Source organism: Caulobacter sp. 602-2, assembly GCF_011043625.1.
Lineage (GTDB): Bacteria > Pseudomonadota > Alphaproteobacteria > Caulobacterales > Caulobacteraceae > Caulobacter.
The window spans coordinates 380,357-403,978 of sequence record NZ_JAAKGT010000001.1; the positions used below are offsets into that span (position 1 = coordinate 380,357).

General features: G+C 69.1%; 15 protein-coding genes. 8 read left to right on the forward strand and 7 right to left on the reverse strand.

Annotated elements, in window-relative coordinates; genetic code table 11:
* Position 1: 1 nt before the first annotated feature.
* From G5B46_RS01745 to G5B46_RS01755, 3 genes are read right to left on the reverse strand one after another with little or no spacing between them, the layout of a single operon-like run.
* Positions 2-139 (reverse strand): hypothetical protein, encoded by a 138-nt coding sequence (locus tag G5B46_RS01745; protein ID WP_165255522.1) that lies wholly within the window; start codon positions 137-139, stop codon positions 2-4.
* A complete protein-coding gene (locus tag G5B46_RS01750) occupies positions 136-876 on the reverse strand; it encodes an FCD domain-containing protein (protein WP_165255523.1) in 741 nt (246 codons plus the stop codon). Before G5B46_RS01750 ends, G5B46_RS01745 begins: the two co-directional genes overlap by 4 nt.
* Positions 877-899: 23 nt before the next feature.
* Positions 900-3,104 (reverse strand): galactosylceramidase, encoded by a 2,205-nt coding sequence (locus G5B46_RS01755; RefSeq protein ID WP_165255525.1) that lies wholly within the window; start codon positions 3,102-3,104, stop codon positions 900-902.
* Positions 3,105-3,645: 541 nt separating this feature from the next.
* On the opposite strand from G5B46_RS01755, the gene G5B46_RS01760 reads away from it, so the two are divergent.
* Positions 3,646-4,371 carry an FCD domain-containing protein gene (locus G5B46_RS01760; protein ID WP_165255527.1) on the forward strand — a complete coding sequence of 242 codons (726 nt, stop codon included), beginning with the start codon at positions 3,646-3,648 and terminating at the stop codon, positions 4,369-4,371.
* Between the two features lie 32 nt (positions 4,372-4,403).
* On the opposite strand, the gene G5B46_RS01765 is transcribed toward G5B46_RS01760, so the two are convergent.
* Together G5B46_RS01765 and dgoD are read right to left on the reverse strand one after the other, a co-directional pair.
* Positions 4,404-5,135 (reverse strand): SDR family oxidoreductase, encoded by a 732-nt coding sequence (locus tag G5B46_RS01765; protein ID WP_165255529.1) that lies wholly within the window; start codon positions 5,133-5,135, stop codon positions 4,404-4,406.
* Between the two features lie 2 nt (positions 5,136-5,137).
* Positions 5,138-6,325: a galactonate dehydratase gene (gene dgoD, locus G5B46_RS01770; RefSeq protein WP_165255531.1), complete on the reverse strand. Its 1,188-nt coding sequence runs from the start codon at positions 6,323-6,325 to the stop codon at positions 5,138-5,140.
* Between the two features lie 358 nt (positions 6,326-6,683).
* Here dgoD and G5B46_RS01775 point away from each other — a divergent pair, with 358 nt between their 5' ends.
* The 5 genes from G5B46_RS01775 to G5B46_RS01795 all read left to right on the forward strand — a co-directional run bounded on the left by G5B46_RS01775 (position 6,684) and on the right by G5B46_RS01795 (position 17,896).
* Entirely contained in the window at positions 6,684-8,111 is a 1,428-nt protein-coding gene (locus tag G5B46_RS01775; protein ID WP_165255532.1) for a sugar porter family MFS transporter, read from the forward strand.
* Between the two features lie 41 nt (positions 8,112-8,152).
* Entirely contained in the window at positions 8,153-10,615 is a 2,463-nt protein-coding gene (locus G5B46_RS01780) for a beta-galactosidase (protein ID WP_165255534.1), read from the forward strand.
* Positions 10,616-10,716: 101 nt separating this feature from the next.
* Positions 10,717-11,754 carry a helix-turn-helix domain-containing protein gene (locus tag G5B46_RS01785; RefSeq protein ID WP_165255536.1) on the forward strand — a complete coding sequence of 346 codons (1,038 nt, stop codon included), beginning with the start codon at positions 10,717-10,719 and terminating at the stop codon, positions 11,752-11,754.
* Between the two features lie 186 nt (positions 11,755-11,940).
* Positions 11,941-12,510, forward strand: coding sequence for a hypothetical protein (locus G5B46_RS01790; RefSeq protein WP_165255538.1), 570 nt, complete (start codon positions 11,941-11,943; stop codon positions 12,508-12,510).
* Positions 12,419-17,896, forward strand: coding sequence for an autotransporter domain-containing protein (locus tag G5B46_RS01795; protein ID WP_165255540.1), 5,478 nt, complete (start codon positions 12,419-12,421; stop codon positions 17,894-17,896). Before G5B46_RS01790 ends, G5B46_RS01795 begins: the two co-directional genes overlap by 92 nt.
* 48 nt (positions 17,897-17,944) lie before the next feature.
* Here G5B46_RS01795 and G5B46_RS01800 read toward each other — a convergent pair whose 3' ends face one another.
* Entirely contained in the window at positions 17,945-18,571 is a 627-nt protein-coding gene (locus tag G5B46_RS01800; RefSeq protein WP_165255542.1) for a response regulator transcription factor, read from the reverse strand.
* Positions 18,568-21,576, reverse strand: coding sequence for a sensor histidine kinase (locus G5B46_RS01805; RefSeq protein WP_165255544.1), 3,009 nt, complete (start codon positions 21,574-21,576; stop codon positions 18,568-18,570). Before G5B46_RS01805 ends, G5B46_RS01800 begins: the two co-directional genes overlap by 4 nt.
* A 166-nt stretch (positions 21,577-21,742) precedes the next feature.
* Here G5B46_RS01805 and G5B46_RS01810 point away from each other — a divergent pair, with 166 nt between their 5' ends.
* The gene (locus tag G5B46_RS01810; RefSeq protein WP_165255546.1) at positions 21,743-22,087 is read left to right on the forward strand and encodes a hypothetical protein; all 345 of its coding nucleotides are present in this window, start codon (positions 21,743-21,745) and stop codon (positions 22,085-22,087) included.
* Positions 22,088-22,242: 155 nt separating this feature from the next.
* Complete coding sequence (locus tag G5B46_RS01815) at positions 22,243-23,610, forward strand: carotenoid oxygenase family protein (protein ID WP_165255548.1); 1,368 nt, start codon at positions 22,243-22,245, stop codon at positions 23,608-23,610.
* Positions 23,611-23,622: the final 12 nt, after the last annotated feature.

Below are 23,622 nucleotides of genomic sequence, written 5' to 3' on the forward strand. Positions count from 1 at the left end.
TTCAGGCCTTGGGTTTGACGCGGAAATCATAGTCGCCGGAGCCCACCTTCACGGTGACTCGGCCATGTTCGAGGCTGACCTCGGCGGTCTTCAGCGCCGCCAGCGGCTTGCCGCTCTCGCAGACGGCTGGCGGGGTCATGAGCGTTGGCGGGATGCGGGGGCGCCGATGGACAGGTGATGTTCGGCCGCCGCGCACCGGATCAGCGCCAGCAGGTCGACGATCATGGCGCGCATGAGAAGAGAGGCTTCATCGGCCTGCCGCCCCAGGATCGCCACGACCAGCGCTTCATGGCGGGTCAGGGCGATGGCGCGCTCCTGACGTGCGCTGGCGAACCTGATCGAGATGCGCAGGGCGGTGCTCACCAGGTCCTGAAGGCCGACGTAGAAGGGATTGCGAGTGGCGATCAGGATCGCGCCGTGCAGGGCGATCTCCGCGCCGAGCGGATCGTCGAAGCCGGCGTCGGCGGCCTTGAGCCGCGCCATCGCCGCGCGGATCTCGCGCTGGCCGGCGCTGTTGGCGTGGCTGGCGGCCAGGGCGGCGGCGGCCGGCTCGATGCCAAGGCGCATCTCGGTGAACTGCGACAGGTGCCGAAGCGTCGACTTGCGCTCCAGCATCCAGCGCAGGACGTCCGGGTCCAGCACGTTCCACTTCGCCTGGGGCTCGATCGCCGTGCCTTGCCTGGGGCGGCCGGTGAGCAGGCCCTTGGCGACCAGCATCTTCACCGCCTCGCGCGTCGCCGTCCGGCCGGCGCCGTGCTTCACGCCCAGCTCGCGCTCGGTGGGAAAGTCGGCGTTGTCGTAGGCGCCCGCGACGATCGCCTGGCCGATCTGTTCGACCAGGCTGTAGGTCAGGCTAAGTCCCATGGTGTTGCGCATTCTGCCTTCGCCCCCGCGACGCGTCAGCCGGAGCGAGAATGTCTTGCAGCCTTGCGGGCGGCATAGATCGGGGTCTGGCGGGGCAGCGCGCGGGCCGGCCTGGGCGTTGGTCCGCCGATGGGACCGGCGGTCAGTTCGCCGAACCAGGGCGTGCTGAGGCGCGTACGCTCGGCCCCCGCCAGCAGTCCGACCATCCCCTTGGCGTAGAGCCTGTTTTCGGCTGTCAGCACCACCTGATCGTTGACCAGCCCGGTGATGCGGCTGCCTTCGAACCGCAGGGAGAGCCTGATCCACTGGCCGGCCGCGACGCCGGCCAGCATGGTGTCGCCCAGGACCAGTTCGCCGCCTTCGCCGTCGAACTTGCCGGCCTTGATCTGGGCCTGCTGCTCGGCGTCGCCGATCACGGCCTTGGGGTCCTTCTTGCCGCGAATGGCGACCAGTCGGCAGCGGCCGTCGTGGGCCAACTCAAGGAAGTAGCCCTTCGGGATGAAGCCGTAGCCGGTGCCGACGTGGTTGATCCGGCCCATGACCGCGGCGGTGTCGCCCGGGTTCAGCCAGACCGTGGTCGAGACTTCGTAGTCGCTCCAGGCCGCGTCGCCGAGAATGGTGTAGGGCCGCCAGTCCGGCGCCCAGGAGATGGTCGGGATCGGCACCGCCTGGCGCAGGCAGCGTCCCTTGCCGTCGGGGCGTTCGGTCAGCTCGAAGGCGCCGGCGATGTCGGCGGTGTAGCGCGGCAGCCAGCCGTGGGCCGCGGGCGCGGCGTAGGTCTCGAAGGTCTCGCGGTAGGGGAACGGGAAGGGCGCGGGCTTGGGGATCGCCTCGAAGCTGCCCTTCTGCTGCCCGCGGGTGGTCGACAGCGAATAGATCGCGTTCGGTTCCGCGATCAGGTTCACCACGCCGTCGACGGGCGTCAGGTCGGCCTGGCGGGAGAACTGTTCGGCGGCGGTGCTGCGCCAGACGCAGAGCGGCTTGGGCGACAGGCCTTCGCCGATCTCGATCCTGACGGTCTGGGCCTGCGTCGCCCCCTGGGTCTCGACGACGAGGCTGTAGTCCACGCCGGGAGACTTGAGGGTCGTGTAGGAGCCGCCCCCAGGCAGCATGCCGCTGGCCCCGTCGAGATAGGTCCAGCCGATCTCGGTGAACTGACCGTAGTGGGCGTAGCCCCATAGAGCCTCGCGAACCTTGTAGTGGCCGCTCCACGGCTCGTGGGCCAGCACGGTCGCCGGGTCTTCCGAATAGGGCTCGAGCGGATAGAGGCCGGCGATGTCGTACCAGTTCACGACCTTGGTCGCGCCGCTCAGGATCCAGTTGTGGTTGAAGGCCCGGACGATGCCGATCGCGCAGTCGAAACCCTTCAGGTAGACGTGGTCTTCTGTGTTCCAGATCGGCTTGCCCATGGCCTTGGCCATCGCCTGCTGCTCGGCGCTGGCGTGGGCGTTGGCGTAGAAGACGTGGGCGCTGATGATGTCGATTGCGTCGCGCAGTTCGGCGTCGGTCGTCATGTCCTTGACGAAGTCGAGCTTGTCCTTGGGCCAGTTGTCGAAGGCGTGGACCTTCACCTTGGAGAAGCCCTTGGCGTTCAGCGTGCGACGCAGGGCTTTGACGAAGGCGTAGTCCTGGCCTTTCTCGTTGCGGCAGCCGATGGCGTCCAGTTCCAGCCCGTAGGCGCCGCGCAGGCCCTCCAGCCATTTGACGTAGTAGTCGACGGCGTCCTGAGACCAGAACTTGCCGCCGCCGATCCAGCCCGGCGCGCTCCAGGCCGTGGCGTCCAGCGACAGGGCCGGATTGCGCTTCTTGGCCTCCTGCAGGATCCACCAGATGTAGCCGCGCTCGTAGCTGAGGTCCTCGCGCGTGTGCATGTGGCTGGGCGTCGATCCCTGGGTCGAGTTGCCGTCGCCCGGGATCTCGGCCAGCAGGGCGCTGACCGAGGCGCCGAACTTGGGCTTGTAGAGCAGGTCGAGGATCTGGCTGCGCTGGGGCTCGGGATAGTCCTTGAGCAGCACCGCCGTGGCGCCGCCTCCGGTGACCACGCCGATGCCGTCGAACCGCGCGCCGCCGGCGTCGCCGCGCAGCCTGATCACGTGGGGCGAGGCGGGCTGGGCCAGGGCGCGGCTCAGCGGCGCAAGGCACAGCAACGAGCCGGCGGCCAGCAGGTGCCGACGTCGCGACGGGTCGAAATCGCCGCGCCGATCAGCGGCCGCTTGGCCGCGCGCGCTTGCGCGCTCCATTGTTCCCTCTCCCAATTCTTATGTCGTGAACGCCGAGCTGGCTCGGTGTTCGCCGGTCTCCATCGGCGTTGATCGCGATGGTGCATCCCGAGCGTTTCGCGCGGCGAGAGCCGTGAGAAGCCGTCTCGTCCCTGAGGGGGTATGACCAACTTATTGCACGCATGAAATGAGCGGGCAAGTTATTCATAGGACAAATGTTATTGTTATCCAAAGTCTAAAGTTGTGAGAAAAATCAGTGAAATAGCGCTGTCATTGCCGACTCTTTCAGAGCGTGAGAGTCGCATCCTCTGCAGGCGAACAGGCGATCGAGTGGCACGAAGGCGCCATGTTTCGGCGGTGCTTGAAATCTACTGGTATGACCAATCATGTTGGCTCGGAGCCTGCTCGCAGGCCCACAGGTAGGCGCTTGATCGCAGTCTTGGGTTTTCCCTCAGGCGGCATTTCCGGGAGGGTGTTCGGCTTTGCCCAAGGATGCTGAAAGCTGGCCCGCGGGCGGCTAGAAAGAGGCAGGCTGCCAGTCGGTAGCGCAGAGATTCGGACCATGCGGGCAGCGACCCCCCACAAGAGCGTCACCGACACCATCGTTCAGGATCTCGGTGCGGCGATCGTGACGGGCCGCTACGAGGGCGTGCCGTTCCCGACCGAGCAGGATCTGTCCGAGAAGTACGGCGCTGCGCGCACGGTCACCCGCGAAGCCGTCAAGATGCTGGTCTCCAAAGGCCTGCTGTCGTCGCGGCGCCGGCGCGGCATCGTCATCGAGAACGAAGACAGCTGGAACCTGCTCGATCCAGACGTCATGCGCTGGATGCTGCAGCGCGAGTTCTCGCTCGACCTGCTGATCGAGTTCACCGAGATCCGCCTGAGCATCGAGCCCGGCGCGGCGGCGCTGGCGGCCAGGCGCGCCGACGGCGACCAGCGGGCCGCCATCGACCGCGCGGTCAGGCGCATGTTCGCCGCCGATCGCGGCGAAGACGACCCGCTGCTGTCGGACATCGCCTTTCACGTCTCGGTCCTACGCGCCAGCGGCAACCGTTTCTATCGGCAGCACTGCGAGATGATCGACACGGCGCTGCGCTTCAGCATCCGCAAGACCAACGACCTCAAGGGCGTGCGTTTCGCCAGCGCCGAGGATCACAAGCGGGTCGCCGACGCCATCCTGGCCGGTCACGTACGTGAGGCCGAGACCCGCATGCGCGACCTGATCGGCGGCGCGCTCGACCTGATGCAGCGCAGCCGCGACGAGGAGCGCCGCCGGGATCGCCGCTGAAGGCGAGGGCGGGCGGCGCACGGGCTCATCCTCTAGAGCTTGGCTAGCCGGCCTCCGTCGGCGACCAGTTCCGCGCCGGTGACGAAGCGGGCCTCGTCGCTGAGCGCGAAGGCGACGACGGCGGCTATGTCCTGCGGCTGTCCGACATCCTGCGGATCGAGAACCTCAAGGCCCGCCTTGATGTTGGGGCTCTCGCGCAGCATCGGCGTGTCCACCGCGCCGGGCAGCACGCAGTTGGCGCGGATGCCGCGCGGGCGTCCCTCGATGGCCGCCGTTCGGGCCAGCGAGGTCAGGGCCGCCTTGGCCGCGGCGTAGGGGCCGACGAGGGGCGAGGTCTGGCGGGCGTGGATGCTCGAGACGTAGACGAGGCTGCCGCCGGTCTCCATGCGGTTGAAGGCCTGTCGCGTGAAATAGGCCGCGGCGTAGAAGTTCACCGCCATGATCCGCTCCCAGTCCTGGCCGGTAAGCGCGTCCAGGCCCTTGTAGATCATCGCGCCAGCGACGCTGACCACGCCGTCGACGCGGCCAAAGCGCTGGATGGCCGCCTCAAAGGCGGCCGCCGCTTCGGCTTCCACGCTGACGTCCTGCACGCGAACCAGCACCCGCTCGGGGGCGGCCAAGGTCGATTGGGTCACGGCCAGCGCCTCGGCGTCACGGTCGATCAGAACGAGGTCGGCGCCTTCGTCGTGGAGGCGTCGAGCGCAGGCCTGGCCGATGCCGCCCCCGGCGCCCGTGATGAGGATGGTCTTGCCGGTGAAGCGCATGGTCACCACTCCCGCAGGTCGCCGTGGGGGCCGCGCCAGGCGGGGTTGCGCCAGGCCGGCGCATCGCGGCTGAGCCGGCGGACCTTCTCTTCGTCGATCTCGACGCCAAGGCCTGGGCCGGTGAGCGCCTCGACCGTCCCGTCCTTCACCGAGAAGGCTTCGGGGTTGAGCATGTAGGTCAGCAGGTCGTGGCCGTCGGTGTTGTAGTGGATGCCCAGAGACATCTCCTGGATCACGAAATTGGGCGTCGTCAACGCCAGCTGCATGCAGGCGGCCAGGGCGATGGGGCCCAGCGGGCAGTGCGGGGCGATGGCGACGTCATAGGCCTCGGCCATCGCCGCGATCCGGCGCACTTCGGAAATCCCGCCCGCGTGGCTGAGATCGGGTTGCAGAATGTCGATCGAGGCCGAAGCCAGGAACGGCTTGACGTCCCAGCGGCTGTAGAGCCGCTCGCCGAGAGCGATCGGCACGGCGGTCTGCTGGCTGAGCTGGGCGATGGCCTCGGGGTGCTCGCTGAGCAGAGGCTCCTCGACGAACAGCGGACCCAGCGGCTCCAGGGCCTTGACCAGTTGCCGGGCCATCGGCTTGTGCACCCGGCCGTGGAAGTCGACGCCGGCGTCCAGGCCCTCGGCGCGCACGGCGGCGAGGCGGTCGACCGACGCGGCGAGGGCGCTGGGGCTGTCCAGCCAGCCCAGGTCCTCGACGCCGTTCATCTTCACGGCCTTGAAGCCCTGCGCCTTGCGCACCCGCGCGGCCTCGACGACCTCGCCGGGGCGATCGCCGCCGATCCAGGCGTAGACCGGGATGCGATCGCGCACGCGCCCGCCCAGCAGCTGGTGCACCGGGACCTTCAGGGCCTTGCCCTTGAGGTCCCACAGCGCCTGATCCAGGCCCGACAGCGCCGACATCAGCACGGGGCCGCCGCGATAGAAGCCGAGGCGATAGGCGGTCTGCCAGATGTCCTCGATGCGGTCCGGATCGGCGCCGATGAAGCGGTCGCGCAGCGAGGCGAAGGCGCCCTCGACGGCTTCGGTGTGTCCCTCGAGCGAGGCCTCGCCCCAGCCGATCAGGCCGTCCTCGGTCTCGACGCGCACGAACAGCCAGCGCGGCGGCGCGGGGAAGGTTTCGATGGATTTGATGGAAGCGACCGGCGTCGTTTCGGCCTTGGCGCGTGCGGGGTCGTCGACCATGAACGTCCTCACGGGGATGGCGCGAGACTGTCCCGGATCCCCCTTGTTGTTGCCGGAATGGCTAGCACTTAGACCATCGCCGTCAAAGATATATATTACAAATCAGCTGGAGCGATGGGGCGTTAAGTTGGGCTCTGCCGGTGGGCTTAGCGGTCTCGGCTCCGTCATGGCCGAGTTCCGGTTGACCGTGGGGCCGGAGAGCGGTCTCCATGAAGCGCTGCTGGATGAGATAAGTAATACAAATAGGTTGACGGCGAGGCCGCCGCACGGACTTATGGCCGCGAAAGGCGGGCCCGTCGCTCCTTGCGACCCTGACGGGTACACGCCGAAGCAAGGGGGCGATGTCCGGATGCACACGATGTCGAGCGGCCGAGCCGAGCAGGCTGCTTCGGGCCAACTGAACCTCGCCTACATCTGGACGATCTCGAGCGTGGCGGCCCTGGGCGGGCTGCTGTTCGGCTACGACTGGGTCGTGGTCGGGGGCTCCAAGCCGTTCTACGAACCCTATTTCCACCTGACCAGCGAGGCCCAGGTCGGCTGGGCCAACAGCTGCTCGCTGCTGGGCTGCCTGCTGGGCTCGGTGTTCAGCGGCCTGGTCAGCGACCGGATCGGCCGCAAGAAGCTGCTGATCATCGCAGCGGTCCTGTTCGGCGTATCGTCGATCCTGACAGGCTGGGCGCAGGGGTTCTCGACCTTCGTGTTCTGGCGGATCGTCGGCGGCGTCGCCATCGGCGTCGCTTCCAACATCTCGCCGACCTACATCGCCGAGATCAGTCCAGCCGCCTGGCGCGGTCGGCTCGTCACCCTCAACCAACTGACGCTGGTGGTGGGGATCCTGGCCGCGCAGGTGGTCAACATGCTGATCGCCGGCGATGTCGGCGGCGACATGGGCCACGAGGCGATCCGCGACACCTGGCAGGGCCAGTACGGATGGCGCTGGATGTTCACGGCCGTCGCCGTCCCGTCGGTGATCTTCTTCTTCTGCGCCTTCCTGGTGCCGGAGAGCCCGCGCTGGCTGCTGAAGGCCGGCCGTCGCGATCGCGCCCAGGCCGTGCTGCGCAAGATCGGCGGCGAGGCCTATGCGCGCGAGGCCCTGGCCGAGATCGAGGCCGGGCTGGAGCGCGAGCGCGCCGACACGGGCTCGGCCAACGAACTGCTCGCGCCGGCTGTGCTGGGCGTGCTGCTGACCGGCGTCGGCCTGGCCGTCCTGCAGCAGTGGAGCGGCACCAACGTCATCTTCAACTATGCCGAGGAGATCTATCGCGGCGCGGGCTACGACCTCAGCGGCGTGATGTTCAACATCGTCATCACCGGCGCGATCAATCTGGCCTTCACGCTGGTGGCGACCGCCACCGTCGACCGGCTGGGCCGGCGCACGCTCATGCTGTGGGGCGCGGCGGCGATCGCGGTGATGCACGGGCTGCTCGGGGCGGCGTTCTTCCTGGGGATCCAGGGACCCGTCGTCCTGCTGCTGACCCTGGGCGTCATCGCCGCCTACGCCATGTCTCTGGCGCCGGTGACCTGGGTGCTGCTGTCGGAGATCTTCCCCAACCGCGTTCGCGGGGCGGCGATGTCGATCGCGGTCTCGGCGCTGTGGATCGCCTGCTTCGTGGTCACCTTCACCTTTCCGATCCTCAACCAGCGTCTGGGCGCGGCGGGGACCTTCTGGTCCTACGGCGTCGTCTGCCTGGCGGGCTTTATCTTCATCGCCTTGCGCGTGCCCGAGACCAAGGGGCGAACCCTCGAGGAGATTGAGGCCGCCCTGTCGCATCGCCGCGATCGCTGATCCCCCCGCGCGCCGAAACAGACACCGTCAGGAACCGTTCCATGACCCTTCGCATCCGGACCCTTGCCCTGGCCACGGCCTCGGCGTTCGCAACGGCGATCGCAGCCCAGGGCGCCGACCTGACGGTGGACGCGACCCGTCCGCCCGCCGCGGTGCGCTCCGAGCACCTGCGCATGGGGGCCTCCACAGCACCCGACGGCCAGACGCTGGGCGTCAACAACCGCTACCTGACGCGCAACGGCCAGCCCTGGATCCCGGTCATGGGCGAGTTCCACTACACCCGTTATCCGCCCGAGAACTGGAACGCCGAGCTGGCCAAGATGAAGGCCCAGGGCGTCGACATCGTGGCCACCTACATCATCTGGAACCACCACGAGGAGCGCGCCGGTCAGTTCAACTGGGCGGGCGATCGTGATCTCAAGCGCTTCGTCGCGCTGACCAAGGCCAATGGCCTGATGGTGGTGATCCGCATCGGCCCCTGGGCCCATGGCGAGGTGCGCTGGGGCGGCACGCCCGATTGGGTGGTCAACGCCATGCCCACCCGGCGCGATGATCCGGTCTACCTGACCTATGTCGAGCGCTACTGGCGCGAGATCTACAGACAGGTCGAGGGCCAGCTTTGGAAGGACGGCGGCCCTGTCGTCGGCGTCCAACTGGAGAACGAGTACAATCTCGGTGGTCCTGGCGCCGGCGTCGGGCATATCGCGACGCTCAAGACCCTGGCGCGCAAGATCGGCTTCGACGTGCCGCTCTACACGGTGACCGGCTGGGACAACGCGGTCTATCCCAAGGGCGAGGTCATTCCCGTGTTCGGCGGTTACGCCGACGAACCGTGGAGCGCCAGGCAGGGCCGCCTGCCGCCCAAGGAGGTCTACGCCTTCCGCTTCGCCAGCCGCGTCGGCGGGGATCTCGGCGCGCAGACGACGTCGCGCAATCCCGGCACGATCGAGACCGACATGGACAACACCCCTTTCCTGGGGGCGGAGTTCGGCGGCGGCGTGCCGATCATGTATCGTCGCAGGCCCTATCTGTCGCCCGACGACGTGGCCGCCATGCTGCCGGTGCAGCTGGGCTCGGGGGCCAATCTCTACGGCTACTACATGTTCCATGGCGGCCGTAATCCGCAGGGCCACACCACCCTGGAGGAGGACGACCGCCAGGGCGGCTACAACGGCATGCCGATCATCAACTACGATTTCCAGGCGCCGCTGGGCCAGTACGGCCAGGTTCACCCCGTCGCCGACGCGGTCCGGCCCTACCACCTGTTCATGAAGGCGTTCGGAGCCAGGCTCGCGCCGATGGAGGTGCAGCGGCCAGCCGAAAGGCTGAGCGGCCGCGACGACGTTTCCACCCCGCGCTGGTCGGTGCGCAGCCAGGGCGACCGTGGCTTCCTGTTCTTCAACAACCACGTGCGGCAGTTCGAAACTCCGATTCAGGCCAAGACCCGCTTCGAGGTCAAGCTGCCCGGCGGCCTCGTGACCTTCCCGAGCCGTGCTGTCGACATCCCCGCCGGCGCCTATTTCGTCTGGCCGATCAACCTGGATCTCGACGGCGCCAACCTGGCCTGGGCCAGCGCCCAGCCGCTGACCCGGCTCGAAGACGCCGACGGGCCCGTCTACGTCTTTTCGGCCACCAAGGGCGTGCCGGTGGAGATGGCCTTCTCGGCCGATGTCGTGGTCACGCTGAACGGCAAGCGCCTGAAGGCCGCCGGCGGCCGCGTGGTGACCCCGACCCTGACGCCCGAGGGCGTGCGCGAGCTGGCCGTACGGGCCCCTGGCGGCAAGCGGGTGCGGATCGTGCTGATCAGCGCCGAACAGGCCAGGCAGGCCTATCTGCTGCCGTTCGGCGGCAAGGAGCGGCTGGTGCTCAGCGAGGATCCGATCTTCGCCGATGGCGAAGGATGGTCGGTGCGCTCCAAGGCCGACGCCGGCTTCCGTCTCTCGGTGCTGCCCGCGCTGGACGCCGCGCCGGTCGCCAGCCTGCCGCTGCGCCGCGTGAAGGGGCGGGGAGCCTTCCAGGTGTTCGAGGCCCAGGCGTCCGCCAAGACCCTGACCGCCGAGGTCAAGCCGCTGCGTAAGCCTCAGGGAATGCCGGCACCGGAGATCGGCGGGCGGGCCAAGGCCGTGCTGCAGCCCTATGCCGAGCAGTACGGGCGCTCGGGCGCCTGGACGCTGAGCCTGCCGAAGGGCGCGCTCGACGGCCTGAGCGAGGTCTGGTTGGAGATCGACTATGCCGGCGACGTGGCGCGCCTGTTCGACGACGTCGAAATGCTGGACGACCAGTTCTACTACGGCCCCAAGTGGGAGGTGGGGCTGAGCCGCTTCAGCGACAGGCTGGGCCGCGACTGGACGCTGACGGTGCTGCCGCTGCGCGCCGACAATCCGCTCTATATCCAACCCGAGGTGAAGGCGCCGATCCCGGTCGGCGGCCAGGTGGGCGAGGTGAGGGGCGTGCGGATCGTTCCGGAGTACGAACTGCGGCTGACCTCCGGGACACGCAGGTGACGGCCGGGGCGTCCTTCACGCGTCGCTAGGGCGGCGTCGAGCTGGCATGAGGTCGTGTGGCGCGAGCTCTGGTTGTTCTTTGACGCGTCTTGGAATACCGGTTGCTGATTGTCGCCAAGTCGACACAGTTTGCGACCCAGCGCACCAAGATGACGCCCGATCCGTCCCGATATTCCGTCTCGAGCGCGTTCGCCACGTTCACCGACCCCGAGACGATGGCTCTGGCGATCGGCGACATCAATTCGGGCGCGAAGCCTCTTCCGCTCGAACGTGGCAGGCTGCGGTTCGACGGCATGCTGGCGCGGGCGAGCTTTGGCGGACTGAACCTTGGCATGGGTCGGTTCGCTCAGGGCATCGCCCAGACCGCGGCCATCCCCGGCGTCCACACCTTCATGTTCGCCACCGAGCCGGGGATCATGCGGCGGGTCTCGGGGCGCAAGCTCTTCGGCCGGCACATCTTTCACTTCCGGCCCAACGAACGGACCGTCACGAGCTCGCCGCCCGGCATGCCCTGGGCCTTCGGCATCGTGACCATGCCGTTCGAGCGACTTACGGCGCACGCGCCCGATCTGATGGGCGCCGGGCATGGCGCGCCGCTGGACGATGACCGCATGTTCGTCGCGCCGGCGGCGGCGATGAACGAGCTCATCGCGCTGATGGGCGACATTTCCGGCGTGATCCGGAGCCGGCCGCATATCCTCGCCGAGCCGCAACCCTCCAAGGCCCTGGCTGGCGCGGTCGTAGACAGGCTGATGGCCTGCCTCTCACAGGGGCTGGTCAAGCCGGGCAGGGCCGCCCTCGGGCGTCATCGCCAGATCGTCGCCCGCTTCGAAAGCGCCCTGGAGGAGCGGCCGGAGGAGATGCTGTCGCTGGGCGACATCTGCAGGGTCGTGGGTGTTGCCGAGCGGACGCTGAACCTGGCCTGCCAGGAATTCCTGGGAGAAAGCGCGGTGCGCTACGCTCGCAATCGCCGGCTGGACCTTGTCCATGCGCGGCTGCAGGCTTGCGATCCCGCCACTACGCTGGTGACCAACATCGCTATGGACCACGGCTTCTGGGAGCTGGGCCGTTTCGCCCAGGCCTATGGCCTGCGTTTCGGCGAGCGTCCTTCCGACACCTTGCGCCGCAACACGCACTGACCCTTCCGCTCCAAGCGCCGCTGTTCATGCCGGGATTGCATAGGCGCTCACCCGTCCCGCTGGCAGGGACGGTCGACACGCGTCATGCGGATCATCGACGCGGCGCGCGTAAGGCGCCGCCGTCGGCCGCTGTTTGCGCGTGCGTTTCAGGGGGATCGGGCCAGGCCCAGCCGAACGCGTCGCGTGATGCGTTCCGACGTCCCTGCGGTTCAGGAGCGGCTCGCCAAGACGGGCCTGGCAGGTGTCAAAGTGCTGCAGTCGTTCAACAAGGCGCGGGTCATCCGCAACTCGGTCTCGCTCACGGTGCTCGCGCTGGCCGTCGGCCTCGGCGCCCCGATGGCGCAGGCCCGGCAGATCACCAAGGGCGGGGGCGACGGCGCCGGCTATACTCCCCACACGCCTCAGGGCGGTATTGCGGGCGGCGGCGGCGGGGCCTCCGGCGCTGGAAGCTACGGCGGGGCAGCGGCGACTACACCCACCGGTTCGGCGGAAGCCGGGGCTGGTGCGGCCGGAGGGCAGCCTGGGGCGCTGAACGACCTTTCGGCCGGCGGCGGTGGCGCGGCTGGCGGCGGTAGCGGCGGCGCCGGCGGCCTGGGCTCGCAGCTCGCCACGACTGGAACCGCTTCGTTGACCGTCGACTTCATCGCGACAGACGGCGCCAACGGTGGTGCGAGCGCGGCGGGCGGCGGGCGGCGGCGGCGGCGGTGGGCTCGTTCTGACGGGGACGAACGTTCAGCTGTCGACCGCGGGCTATGACGTCACGGGCGGCGACGGCGGCGCGGGCAGTGGCGGCGTTGGCGGCGGCGGTGGCGGCGGTGGCGGCGGCGCCGGACTGGTGTTGCTGAATGGCGGTTCGGTGACCGTCAACGGCGGCGCGGGCGGTTCGGCCAGCGCCATCACGGGCGGCGCGGGCAGCTCGTTCGGCAACGGCGGCGCCGGCCTGTTCCTCTACAGCGGCGGTTCGTTGAACGTCGTCAGCGGCACGATCACGGGCGGGGCAGGGGGCACCTTCGCCAGCTGGGCAGGGGCCGGCGCCGCCGGCGTGCTCAGCAACCTGGGAACCATCACGAACGCCGGCACGATCACGGGCGGCGAGGGCGGCTACGGCTATTCGAACGGCGGCGCGGCCGGAAACGGCGTGATCGCCTGGGGCGGCTCGATCGAGAACAGCGCGACCGGCGTGATCGCCGGCGGCGTCGGCGGGCGCGGCAACGGCGGTTCCGGCAGCAACTATTCCGGCGCGGGCGGGGCGGGCATCGTCTTCACGGGCGGCCAGCCGGGGGTGCTGGTCAACGCCGGAACGATCCAGGGCGGAGCGGGCGGTCGGCCCTCCAACGCGATCCAGCCGGGGGCCGGCGGCCGGGGCGTGGTCGGCGCCAGCACCGGCTCCACCACCATCATCAATTCGGGCACGATCATCGGCGGCGTGAACAACCGCTCCCAGCGCGCCTACGCGATCGAGCTGTTCGGCAGCGACAACCGCCTGGAACTCCATGCGGGCTCGTGGATCCGTGACGTCGTGGCGGTGTCTGGCGGCGGTTCCAACAACGTGCTGGCCCTGGGCGGCGCGGGCGACGACACCTTCAACGCCTCGCATATCGGATCGGACGGGTCCGTCGACGGCTACGGCCTGATGGGCTTCGACACCTTCCAGAAGTTGGGCGCCAGCACCTGGACCCTGACGGGTGCGGGCAGCCAGACCTGGTCGGTGCTTGAAGGCGTGCTGAAGGGCGACAGCAACAGCCTGGCCGGCAGCGTGGTCTTCGGCAGCGGCGCCGGCAGCCGGGGTGTCGTCTTCGACCAGGCGTTCGACGGTGTCTATGCCGGCCAGATCTCCAGCGGCGGCACGGTGACCAAGGCGGGCGCGGGAACGCTGACCGTGAGCGGCGAGATCGCATCGGACTGGGCGATCTCGGGCGGCGGCGTGATAGCCGGGACGGATACGATCCGTGGCGCCATTGCGATCGCAGCCGGCGCGTTCCTCACCTTCGACCAGAGCAGCAACGGAACCTATGGGTTCGAGCTTTCGGGCGCTGGCGCGTTCCGCAAGGCCGGCGCGGGCAAGCTGATCCTGACCGAGGATTCATCGGCTTTCACCGGCGCGACGGCCGTCAACGCCGGAACCCTGTTGGTCAATGGCTCCCTGGCCGGGTCGACCGTCACCGTCGCCTCCGGCGCCGCCCTGGGCGGTTCGGGAACGGTGGGCGCTGCCGTCATCCAGAGCGGCGGCCATCTGGCGGCCGGCAACTCGGTCGGCACGCTGTCGATCGCCGGGAACCTGACCCTGGCCTCCGGCTCCAACCTCGACTTCGAACTGGGTGCGCCGGGCGCGTCGTCGGCTTCCCCGGGCGTCAGCGACCGCCTGGTCGTCGGCGGCGACCTGGCGCTGAACGGCGTGGTCAACCTCTCGCAGAGCGCCGACCCCGCCGACGGCGTCGCCGGCATCGGCTACTATCGCCTGATCACCTACGGCGGCGCCCTGACCGCCAACACGGCGACGATCGGCGCCAAGCCCTCGCTGAGCAACGTGAACTACGCGCTGCAGGCGGGCGGCGGCCGGGTCGACCTTTACATCAGCAGCGCGCTGGTTCCTGGCGACGACACCCTGCAGCACTGGCAGGGCGGCGACGGTGTCTGGAGCGCGACCAGCACGCAGTGGCTGAACGACGGCGGCAACACCCCGTACGCCTGGGTGGGCAAGTATGCGATCTTCAAGGACGCCGGCGCCTTCACGGGCGGCGCGGTGACGGTGGACGGCGCGCAGAGCTTCATCGGCCTGCAGTTCGTCGACGAGGGCTATGAGCTGACCGGAACCGGCCAGTTGGTCACCGTCCCGGGCACGAGCGAGATCCGCGTTCTGGCCGACCTCGCCAAGATCGGCGTGGGGATCACCGGCCCCGGCGCGATCACCAAGACCCAGGCCGGCACGCTGGTCCTGACCGGCGCCAATACCTATGCCGGCGGGACCACGATCGATGCGGGCACGCTGCAGATCGGCGACGGCGGGACTTCGGGCTCGATCGTCGGCAATGTCGCCAACAACGGCGTGCTGGTCTTCAAACGGTCGGACGCCATCACCTTCGATGGCCGGATCACCGGCTCGGGCGCGGTGCGCATCCTGGACGGCGGCGTGACCTTCACCGCCGACAACATCTACACCGGCGGTACGACCATCGCCGCGGGCGCGCAGCTGAACCTGGGCGGAGGCGGCGCGAGCGGTTCGATCGGCGACGTGGTCGTCAACGGGGCCCTGGCGTTCGATCGCTCCGATAATTTCACTTTCTCCGGCGTCATCACCGGCTCGGGTATTGTTCGCCAGGTCGGTTCGGGCCAGTTGGCGCTGACCGGCAACAACTCAGGCTTCACCGGCGCGATTGTCGTCGATGCGGGAAGCCTGATGCTCAACGGGTACATGCCCGGTTCGACGATCACCGTCGGCTCTGGTGCGACGCTGAACGGCGCGGGCGCGGTGGGTGACGTCACCATATTGAGCGGTGGCCATCTGGCGCCGGGCGCCTCCATCGGCTCGATGTCGATCGGAGGGGACCTGACCCTGGCCGCGGGCTCCAACCTCGACATCGAATTGGGCGCCCCGGGCTTCTCGTTGACGTCTCCCGGCGTCAGCGACTACCTGACGGTCAACGGCGATCTGACGCTGAACGGTGTGATCAATCTCGTGGGAACCACGCAGCCGGGCTTCGGCACCGCCGACGTTGGCTACTATCGCCTCATCACCTATCGCGGCGCCCTGATCTCCAATACGGCGACGATCGGCTCGACGCCGTCGCTGAGCAACGTGGACTACACGCTGCAAGCGGGCGGTGGCCGGGTCAACCTCATCATCACCAGCACGCTCATTCCCGGCGACAACACCCTGCAGCACTGGCAGGGCGGCGATGGGGTCTGGAACGCCGACAACAAGCAATGGTTGAACCAGGGCGGCAACACTCTGGATGACTGGGCCAGCAACTACGCCGTCTTCAAGGACGCCGGCTCATTCGCCGGCGGCCAGATCACGGTCGAGGATAGCTTGAGGTTCAAGGGCCTGCAGTTCGTCGACGAGGGCTATGAGTTGACGGGGACGGGGCGCCTGCTCACCGCCGCGGCGGGCAGCGAGATCCGCGTCCTGGCCGATGTCGCCAAGATCGGCGCGTCGATCTACGGCATGGGCCGGATCATCAAGACCGAAGCTGGGACGCTGATCCTGACGGGGGACAACTCTTACGGCGGCACCACCATCCAGGCGGGCACGCTGCAGATCGGCGATGGCGGCGTGTCGGGTTCGATCGTCGGCGACGTCGCCAACAACGGCGTGCTGGCCTTCAACCGGTCGGACGCCGTCACCTTCAACGGCCAGATCTCCGGTGCCGGCGCGGTGCGCATCCTGGACGGCGGCGTCACCTTCACCTCCAACAACACCTATTCCGGCGTCACGACCATCGCCTCGGGCGCGCAACTGAACCTCGGCGGAGGCGGAACGAGGGGCGCCGTCGGCGGCGACGTGGTCGTCAACGGCGCGCTGCTGTTCGACCGTTCGGACAGCCTGACCTACGCCGGCTCCATCAGCGGCTCGGGCTCTCTGCGCCAGGTCGGCGCGGGCAAGACCGAACTGACCGGGGCCTCCGGCGGCTTCACCGGCGCGACGACCGTCGAGCGGGGCGTGCTGGCGGTGAACGGCGTGCTCGGCGGCGCGCTGGACGTCTGGTCGGGTGGTCGCCTCCAGGGCGTCGGCACGGTGGGAACCACCGTCGTGTCGGGCACGATCGCGCCGGGCAACTCGATCGGCGTGCTCAATGTCGCCGGGGGCGTCACCTTCAAGCCTGGCTCGATCTTCGAGGTCGAGACGAACGCGGCGGGGCAGTCGGACATGATCCTCGCCTCCGGCCTGGCCACGATCCAGGGCGGGACCGTCAAGGTGCTGGCGGGCGCGGGAGACTATCGGCCGCAGACCAACTACCTGATCCTGCACGCCAACGGAGGCCTGGCGGCCGGAAGCAAGTTCGACGGCGTGACCTCGAACCTGGCCTTCCTCGATCCGTCGCTCAGCTATGACGGCTTCAACGTCTATCTGCGGCTGCGGCGCAACGACATCAGCTTCACGGACATCGGCGTGACCCCGAACCAGGTCGCGGCGGGGGCGGGGGCCCAGCACCTGGGGTGGGACAACCCGGTCTTCGACGCCGTGGTCAACCTCTCGGCCGAGCAGGCGCGCGACGCCTTCGACCAGTTGGCCGGCTCGGACTACGCCAGCCTGCGCGGCTCGCTGATCCAGGACAGCCGCTTCGTGCGCGACGCGATCCTGGCGCGGGGCGACTTGGCCGGCGTCGAGGGATCGTCGGCCTGGGGAGAGACCTTCGGCGGCTGGGGCTCCATGAAGGGCGACGGCAACGCTCAGAGCTACGACCGCGACGTCCAGGGATTGGTGACAGGCTATGACGCCTCGCTGGGCCGGGACATCCGCGCCGGCGTCGCCGTGGGCTACAGCGCCGGCGACCTGAAGACCGCGCGCGCCAGGCACGACGTCGAGACCTATCACCTCGGCGGCTATGTCCTGGCCGAGCGCGGCGGGGTGTCGTTCCAGCTTGGCGGCGCCTATGCCTGGCATGAGGTCGAGGCCTCGCGCCGGGTCGCGTTCGGAACGTTCGGCGAGACCCTGTCGAGCGACTACTCGGCCCGCACCTATCAAGCGTTCGGCGAAGTCGCCCTGAAGCGCGAGGTGGCCGGCACGACGGTGCAGCCGTTCCTGGGCCTTGCCTATGTCGGCTTGACCGGCGCCGATGTCGCCGAGAAGGGGGGCAGCGCCGCGCTGCATGGCGGCGGCGATGAGCACCTGACCTATGGTTCGGTCGGCGTGCGCCTGAAGAGCGATCTGAAGGCGGGCGAGCTTGGCCTGCGCCTTGCCGGTTCGGCCGCGCTGCGCCACGCCTTCGGTGATCGCGCACCGACCATCGACCTGGGGTTCACCGGCGCGCCGTCGTTCGGGATCATCGGTGCTCCGATCGACAAGGACGCCCTGGCCGTCAATCTGGGGCTGGAGGCCGACCTTAGCCGCAGCGCCGTGATCGGCGTGACCTATTCCGGCGCCTACGGCGATCGCCTGAGCGACCACGGCGCCCGCGCCCAGGTCAGCTGGAGGTTCTGATTGGCGTTGGCGAGGCGACCAGACACTCTGGTCGCCATCGCTGATGGTCTAGAGCGCGATGATGCCGCGGCGCAGCGCCGTGGTGACGGCCTGGGTCCTGTCGTTGACGTCGAGCTTGGAGAAGATGCTGCGGATGTGGGCCTTCACGGTCTCCTCGGACAGCGAAAGCCGGTAGGCGATCGTCTTGTTCGCGCCGCCGGCGGCCATGCATTCCAGCACCTCGATCTCGCGGGCGCTGAGCGGCTCCTCGGCGGCGTGCACGGCGATCTCCTGGGCGACCTCGGGCAGGACGAAGCGACGACCGGCGTGCACCAGCCGGATGGTGTCGAGCAGTTCGTGGCGGAGCGAGGACTTCAGGAGGTAGCCGCTGGCGCCGGCCTTGAGGGCCCGGACGGCCTGGGCGTCGCCTTGATAGGTCGTCAGCACCACGATGCGCGCGTCGGACGCCGTCTCGCGGATCGCGACGATGGCGTCCAGCCCGTTCATGATCGGCATCTGCAGGTCCATCAGGATCACGTCCGGACGGAGTTGCCGGAAGGCGTCGACGGCCTGCCGGCCGTTCTCGCATTCGCCCACGATCATCATGTCTTCCTGCGGTCCGACCAGGGCCGCGACGCCCTCTCGAAAGACGGCGTGGTCGTCCACGGTGAGAACACGGATGGGGCGGCTGGTCATCGTGGCTTCGCGCCGGGCAAGACAAGTCTGCGCCACCAGTACCATGCGGGCCCGCCGTCCAGATAGGCGGTGCCGGCCGGGACCTGGACCTCGACCTCGGAGCCGCCGTTCGGGCGGGTGGAGATCGCCAGTCGCCCGCCGATGCGCTCGGCCCGTTCGCGCATGCCCTTGAGGCCGTAGTGGCCCTCGCGCTCGCCCGCCTCGCGCACCGCCACCGGCAAGCCGACGCCGTCGTCGCCGACCGACAGCGAAAGGCGGCCGCGGCCGAAGGTGAGGCGGACGGAGATGGCCGAGGCCCTGGCGTGGGCGATGGCGTTGCGGATCGCCTCTTCGGCGATCCGCAACAGTTCCTCGCCGACGATCGGCTCGGTGGCCCTGGCGTCGCCTTCGATCACCAGGTCGATGGGCGGCGCGTCGCCGTCGCCAAGCGCGCCGACGATGTCGCTGAGGGCTTCTGCGAGATCCGCGCGCGCCGCCTCGTTCCTCAGGTCGCGGACGCGGGTCCGGCCTTCGGCCAGGACGACGTCGGCGCGGTCGAGGGCCTGGTCGATCTCCTTGCGCAGCGGGTCGTCGCCCGACAGCCGGTTGGCCACGGCCTGGAACCGCAGCATCAGGCTCTGGAAGCCCTGCAGCAGGGTGTCGTGCAGTTCGCGCGCGATGCGCTCTCGCTCGGCGGTGCGAACCTGGAAGCGGGCCTCGAACGCGGCGGCAACTTGGCGGACGCGCAGGCTGTAGAGCGCCCAGGCCAGCAGCATCAGGACCGCCGCGATCAGAAGCTTGAACCAGATCGACTGCAGGAAGGTGGGCGCGATCGAGACCTCCAGGTTCGCGCCGGTGCGGTTCCAGACCCCGTCCTCGTTGGCGGCGATGACCTGGAAGCGATAGGTCCCCGGCGCCAGGTTCGTGTAGAACGCCTGTCGGCGCGACCCGGGATCCACCCAATCCGCATCGTGGCCCTCAAGCCGATAGAGCACCTGGGTCCGACGAGGCATGGCCAGGTTGATCGCCGCGAACCCGATGGTGATGTCGGACGACCCGGCCTTCAGCCGCACGTTCGCGGGATCCTTGATCGTGTTCTGCCCGCTGGTCAGCGAGGTGATGGCGACGCCGGGCGCGACCGGGTTGGAGCTCAGGCGGGCCGGATCGATCCAGGCGATGCCGTCGATCGTGGCCAGCCACAGGCGACCGTCGCCGCCGCGGGCCATGCTCTCGCTGTTCTGGGCGTTGGGACCGTTGGGCAGGCCGTCCTCGTAGCTGAAGGTGCGCGCGGGCATCACGAAGGCGGGGTCGGCGAAGGCCTTTTCCAGGTCGGCGGTCCTGACCCTCGACAGGCCGCCCGCGCCGAACAGCCAGGTGTTGCCCTCGGGCGTCTGGGCCAGGCCCGTCGCGTAGCGCAGCGGCTTGGCCTGGCTCAGCGTCAGGCGCGCCGGACCGTCGGTCGACATCAGCGCCGCGCCGTCGCGCCCTGACATCAGGATCCCCTTGGTGGTGGCGTGCAGGGATCGCACGCCGCTGGTCCCCTTGAGGGTCGCGGCGAACGACCGCGCCTCGGCGAACCCGCCGTCCAGCCGGGTCAGGGTCGAGGGATCGGTCAGGGCCCACAGGCGGCCTTGCGCGTCCCTGACCATCAGGGTCGGGTCGGATGTCGCCGAAAGGTCCTTGGCCGGCACCGGGCGCCAGCTTCTTCCGTCCCGCCAGTACATTCCGCTGGTCGACGCCGGCAGCCAGAACCGTCCGCTGGAATCTGGCCCGCAGTCGTAGAAGCCGGTCTCGCTTGGGGGCGCGGGAAACTCGGTCCGGCCGCCGCCGTGAAGCCGCACGATCCGGTCAGCGGCCGCGATCCAGATCGACTTGTCGCGATCCTCGCAGATCGCCCTCGGCTCGGTCATCGAAAAAAGGCGGACCGGACGCTGGCCCCGATCGACCCGGTAGATCGCGTCGCTCTGGCCGATATAGACGGCGCCGGAAGAGGCCGTCATCAGCAGGTCGCCGTACTTGGCGGCGGCCGTAAGTTCCGGTTCGACCACGATGCTGGGCGTGCTGAAGTGGTCCAGGCTGCGCGGGCCACCGTACCAAAGGGTTCCTCGCCGATCGACGTACAGCAGGGAAGGGCGTGGCGAGGACATCAGGGTTCGTTCGCCCGTCTCGTAGGCGGGGGCGGCGGCAGCGCTCTTCTCGGCCTGCACGAGCTCTGCGACCCGGCCGAAATCCCGACCCTTGACCCAGAGGTTGCCATTCCTGTCGAACGCGGCGGCCAGCCAGCCGGGATCTTGGCTCGTCCAGCGGAAGGGCCGGGAAGGCGGCGCCGGCCAGCGGCCTCCCGGTCCTGTCAGGCGGGCGCCGCCGTCCGCGCGCACCAGCCAGACCCTTCCATCCGCATCGGCGGCGAGCAGTCCGCCCGTGCCCAGCGGCGTGTCCACCCGCTCGAACTTCACGCCGTTCGGCGCGCGCCGCAGCACCGACTTGTTGTAGCCCAGCCAGAAGGCGCCATCGGCCGAGACCAGCGCGTCGCGCAGCATCTGGCGGTCGGGGTTTGGCGAGATCCGCTCCCAGCGCCCTTTCTGATAGCGAAGGAACGGCTGGCCGATCTGCGCCACGCCCGCCCAGATCGCGCCGTCCGGGGTCAGGGTGAAGGTGACGACCTCGCCGCGGGGCGGCGGCGCCTCGACCAGTTGCAGGCGGCCCTGGCGGAACACGCCCAGCCAGCCTTTCGAATACCAGGCCCAGACCGTCCCATCGCGACCGATCTGGAGTTTCCGAGGATGGCCGTACTTGTCGCGGTCGATCTGGGCGTCCATGGGCTCGAACGCGAGGCCGTCGAAGCGGAACAGCCCGTCGCGACTGGCGATCCAGACGAGGCCGCTGGCGGTCTCGGCCATGGCGTGCGGCACCGACGGCGCGCCGTCGTCCCGCGTCCACACCTCGTGCTTCAGCTGGCCCATGGACAGCGCATAGGGCTGGGCGGCGACCTCGAAGGCTGCGGCCGCGCAGAACAGCGCTGCCAACAATCCTCGCCAAAGCCCAACTGGTCCCGACGCCATCGCCACCCCCACAGCCGCCCCACTTATCAAACACTGTTCTGCAAGGGGGCGGAAGGCATCCCCGATCGGGGGAGAGCGCGATAGCTAGATCGGCGTTTCCCGGCGCGCGCGGAGGGTTCAAGACCGCTCGATGAAGATGACGGTCCCGATCTATCCCGCTGGAGCGCTCGGCGCGGGCCTGGTGGTGCTGCGGCTCTCCATGGCCGCCGCCGGCCTCAGCCTGGAGCGTGTCGCGCAGCTTGGCGGGGCCGGCCAGTGGCTTGTGGCGATCGTCTGCGTTTCGCTGGCGCTGGGCGCGGGGACGCGTTGCAGCGCGCTCGTCGGCGCCCTGGCGGCGCTCGCCGTCGGCGCGCTCCAGCACGACCCGGCGACGGTCGGGGGACTGGCGACCCTGGTCCTGGCGGGACCCGGCGCCTACTCCATCGACGCCCGGGTGTGGGGGCGCGTCCGCGTCGGGCCAAGGTCGCGACGATAGCGTAGCGCTCGCACCGGGGAGCGCCCGCTAGATCGCTGGACGCTCGATCGGGCGATCGCGGGCTCCCCCGTTCGAGCTTTCCAAGCCGGCCGACCGCGACATCATTGTCCACCGAAGGCGCCGGTCGTTCGGCGCTGGATCGTGGGGAGACGGGGATGCTTTTCACCGAAGCCGCCAGCAAGGCCAGGACCCTGCCGGACAACCCCTATCTCACCGGGCTGCACACGCCGATGACCGAGGAGCTGACGCTCGAGGATCTGCCCGTCACGGGGGTTATCCCCGCCGGGCTCGACGGCCGGTATCTGCGCATGGGGCCCAACCCGATGGCCCCCAATCGGCAGAAGCATCACTGGTTCGCGGGCGACGGCATGGTTCACGGCGTTCGCCTGCAGGGCGGTCGCGCGGCCTGGTATCGAAACCGCTGGATCCGTTCGGACGCCGTCGCCAAGGCGCTGGTCGAGCCCCGCACGCCGGGGCCTCGTCATCTCTTCGACACCGTGAACACCAATGTCGTCGGGTTCGCAGGCAAGACCCTGGGCGTGGTGGAGGCCGGCAGCACGCCCGTCGAACTGGACGAGATGCTCCAGACGGTGCGCTACACCGACTTTGACGACACGCTGAAGGGCGGCTTCACCGCCCATCCGCATCGCGATCCGCTGACGGGCGAGATGCTGGGCGTCTGCTACGACGCCAGCAAGTGGCGCGCCCTGCGCTTCGTGGTGCTGGGCCCCGAGGGCAAGGTGCGCCGTGAGGTGCGGATCCCCGTCAAGAACGGGCCGATGATCCACGACTTCGCCTTCACCCGGCGCTTCGCGATCATCCTCGACCTGCCCGTCACCTTCTCGCTGGCCGCCGCGATCACCGGCCATCACTTCCCGTATCGCTGGAACGAGGGGCGCGGCGCGCGGGTCGGACTGCTGCCGCGCGAGGGCAAGGGCGCGGCCGTCACCTGGCTGCCTGTCGATCCCTGCTTCGTCTTCCATGCGATCAACGCCTATGACGCGCCGGACGGCACGGTGGTCCTGGACGTCATCGTCCACGACAGGATGTTCTGGCGGCGCACCTCGGGGCCGGATTCCGAGCAGTGCGCCTTCGAGCGCTGGACCCTCGATCCAGTGGCTGGAACGGTCGGACGGATCGTCATCGATCCTGCGCCGCAGGAGTTTCCGCGCCCCGACGAGCGCCGGCTGGGCCAGCCCTATCGCTACGCCTACACCATGGCGTTGACCGATCCGTTCCTGGGGACGGGCCTCTTCAAGCACGACCTCGTCGAGGGGACGCGCCAGGCGCACGACTTCGGACGCGGCCGGCATCCCTGCGAGTTCATCTTCGTGCCGGCGCATGCCGATGCGGGCGAGGACGAGGGCTGGCTGATGGGCTTCGTCATCGACGCCGACACCCGAACCACCGACCTCGTGATCCTCGACGCCCGCAGGTTCGAGGACGCCCCGCTCGCCAGCATCCACCTGCCGCACATCGTGCCGCCCGGCTTCCACGGAAACTGGATCGCCAACGCCGACTGAAGTCCAACGCCG

Coding starts and splice junctions, on each gene's coding strand:
- G5B46_RS01760 (WP_165255527.1), top strand. CDS start 3,646: ATGCGGGCAGCGACCCCCCACAAGAGCGTCACCGACACCATCGTTCAG.
- dgoD (WP_165255531.1), bottom strand. CDS start 6,325: ATGGTCGACGACCCCGCACGCGCCAAGGCCGAAACGACGCCGGTCGCT.
- G5B46_RS01780 (WP_165255534.1), top strand. CDS start 8,153: ATGACCCTTCGCATCCGGACCCTTGCCCTGGCCACGGCCTCGGCGTTC.
- G5B46_RS01800 (WP_165255542.1), bottom strand. CDS start 18,571: ATGACCAGCCGCCCCATCCGTGTTCTCACCGTGGACGACCACGCCGTC.
- G5B46_RS01755 (WP_165255525.1), bottom strand. CDS start 3,104: ATGGAGCGCGCAAGCGCGCGCGGCCAAGCGGCCGCTGATCGGCGCGGC.
- G5B46_RS01775 (WP_165255532.1), top strand. CDS start 6,684: ATGTCGAGCGGCCGAGCCGAGCAGGCTGCTTCGGGCCAACTGAACCTC.
- G5B46_RS01810 (WP_165255546.1), top strand. CDS start 21,743: ATGAAGATGACGGTCCCGATCTATCCCGCTGGAGCGCTCGGCGCGGGC.
- G5B46_RS01790 (WP_165255538.1), top strand. CDS start 11,941: ATGCGTTCCGACGTCCCTGCGGTTCAGGAGCGGCTCGCCAAGACGGGC.
- G5B46_RS01745 (WP_165255522.1), bottom strand. CDS start 139: ATGACCCCGCCAGCCGTCTGCGAGAGCGGCAAGCCGCTGGCGGCGCTG.
- G5B46_RS01750 (WP_165255523.1), bottom strand. CDS start 876: ATGCGCAACACCATGGGACTTAGCCTGACCTACAGCCTGGTCGAACAG.
- G5B46_RS01765 (WP_165255529.1), bottom strand. CDS start 5,135: ATGCGCTTCACCGGCAAGACCATCCTCATCACGGGCGCCGGGGGCGGC.
- G5B46_RS01815 (WP_165255548.1), top strand. CDS start 22,243: ATGCTTTTCACCGAAGCCGCCAGCAAGGCCAGGACCCTGCCGGACAAC.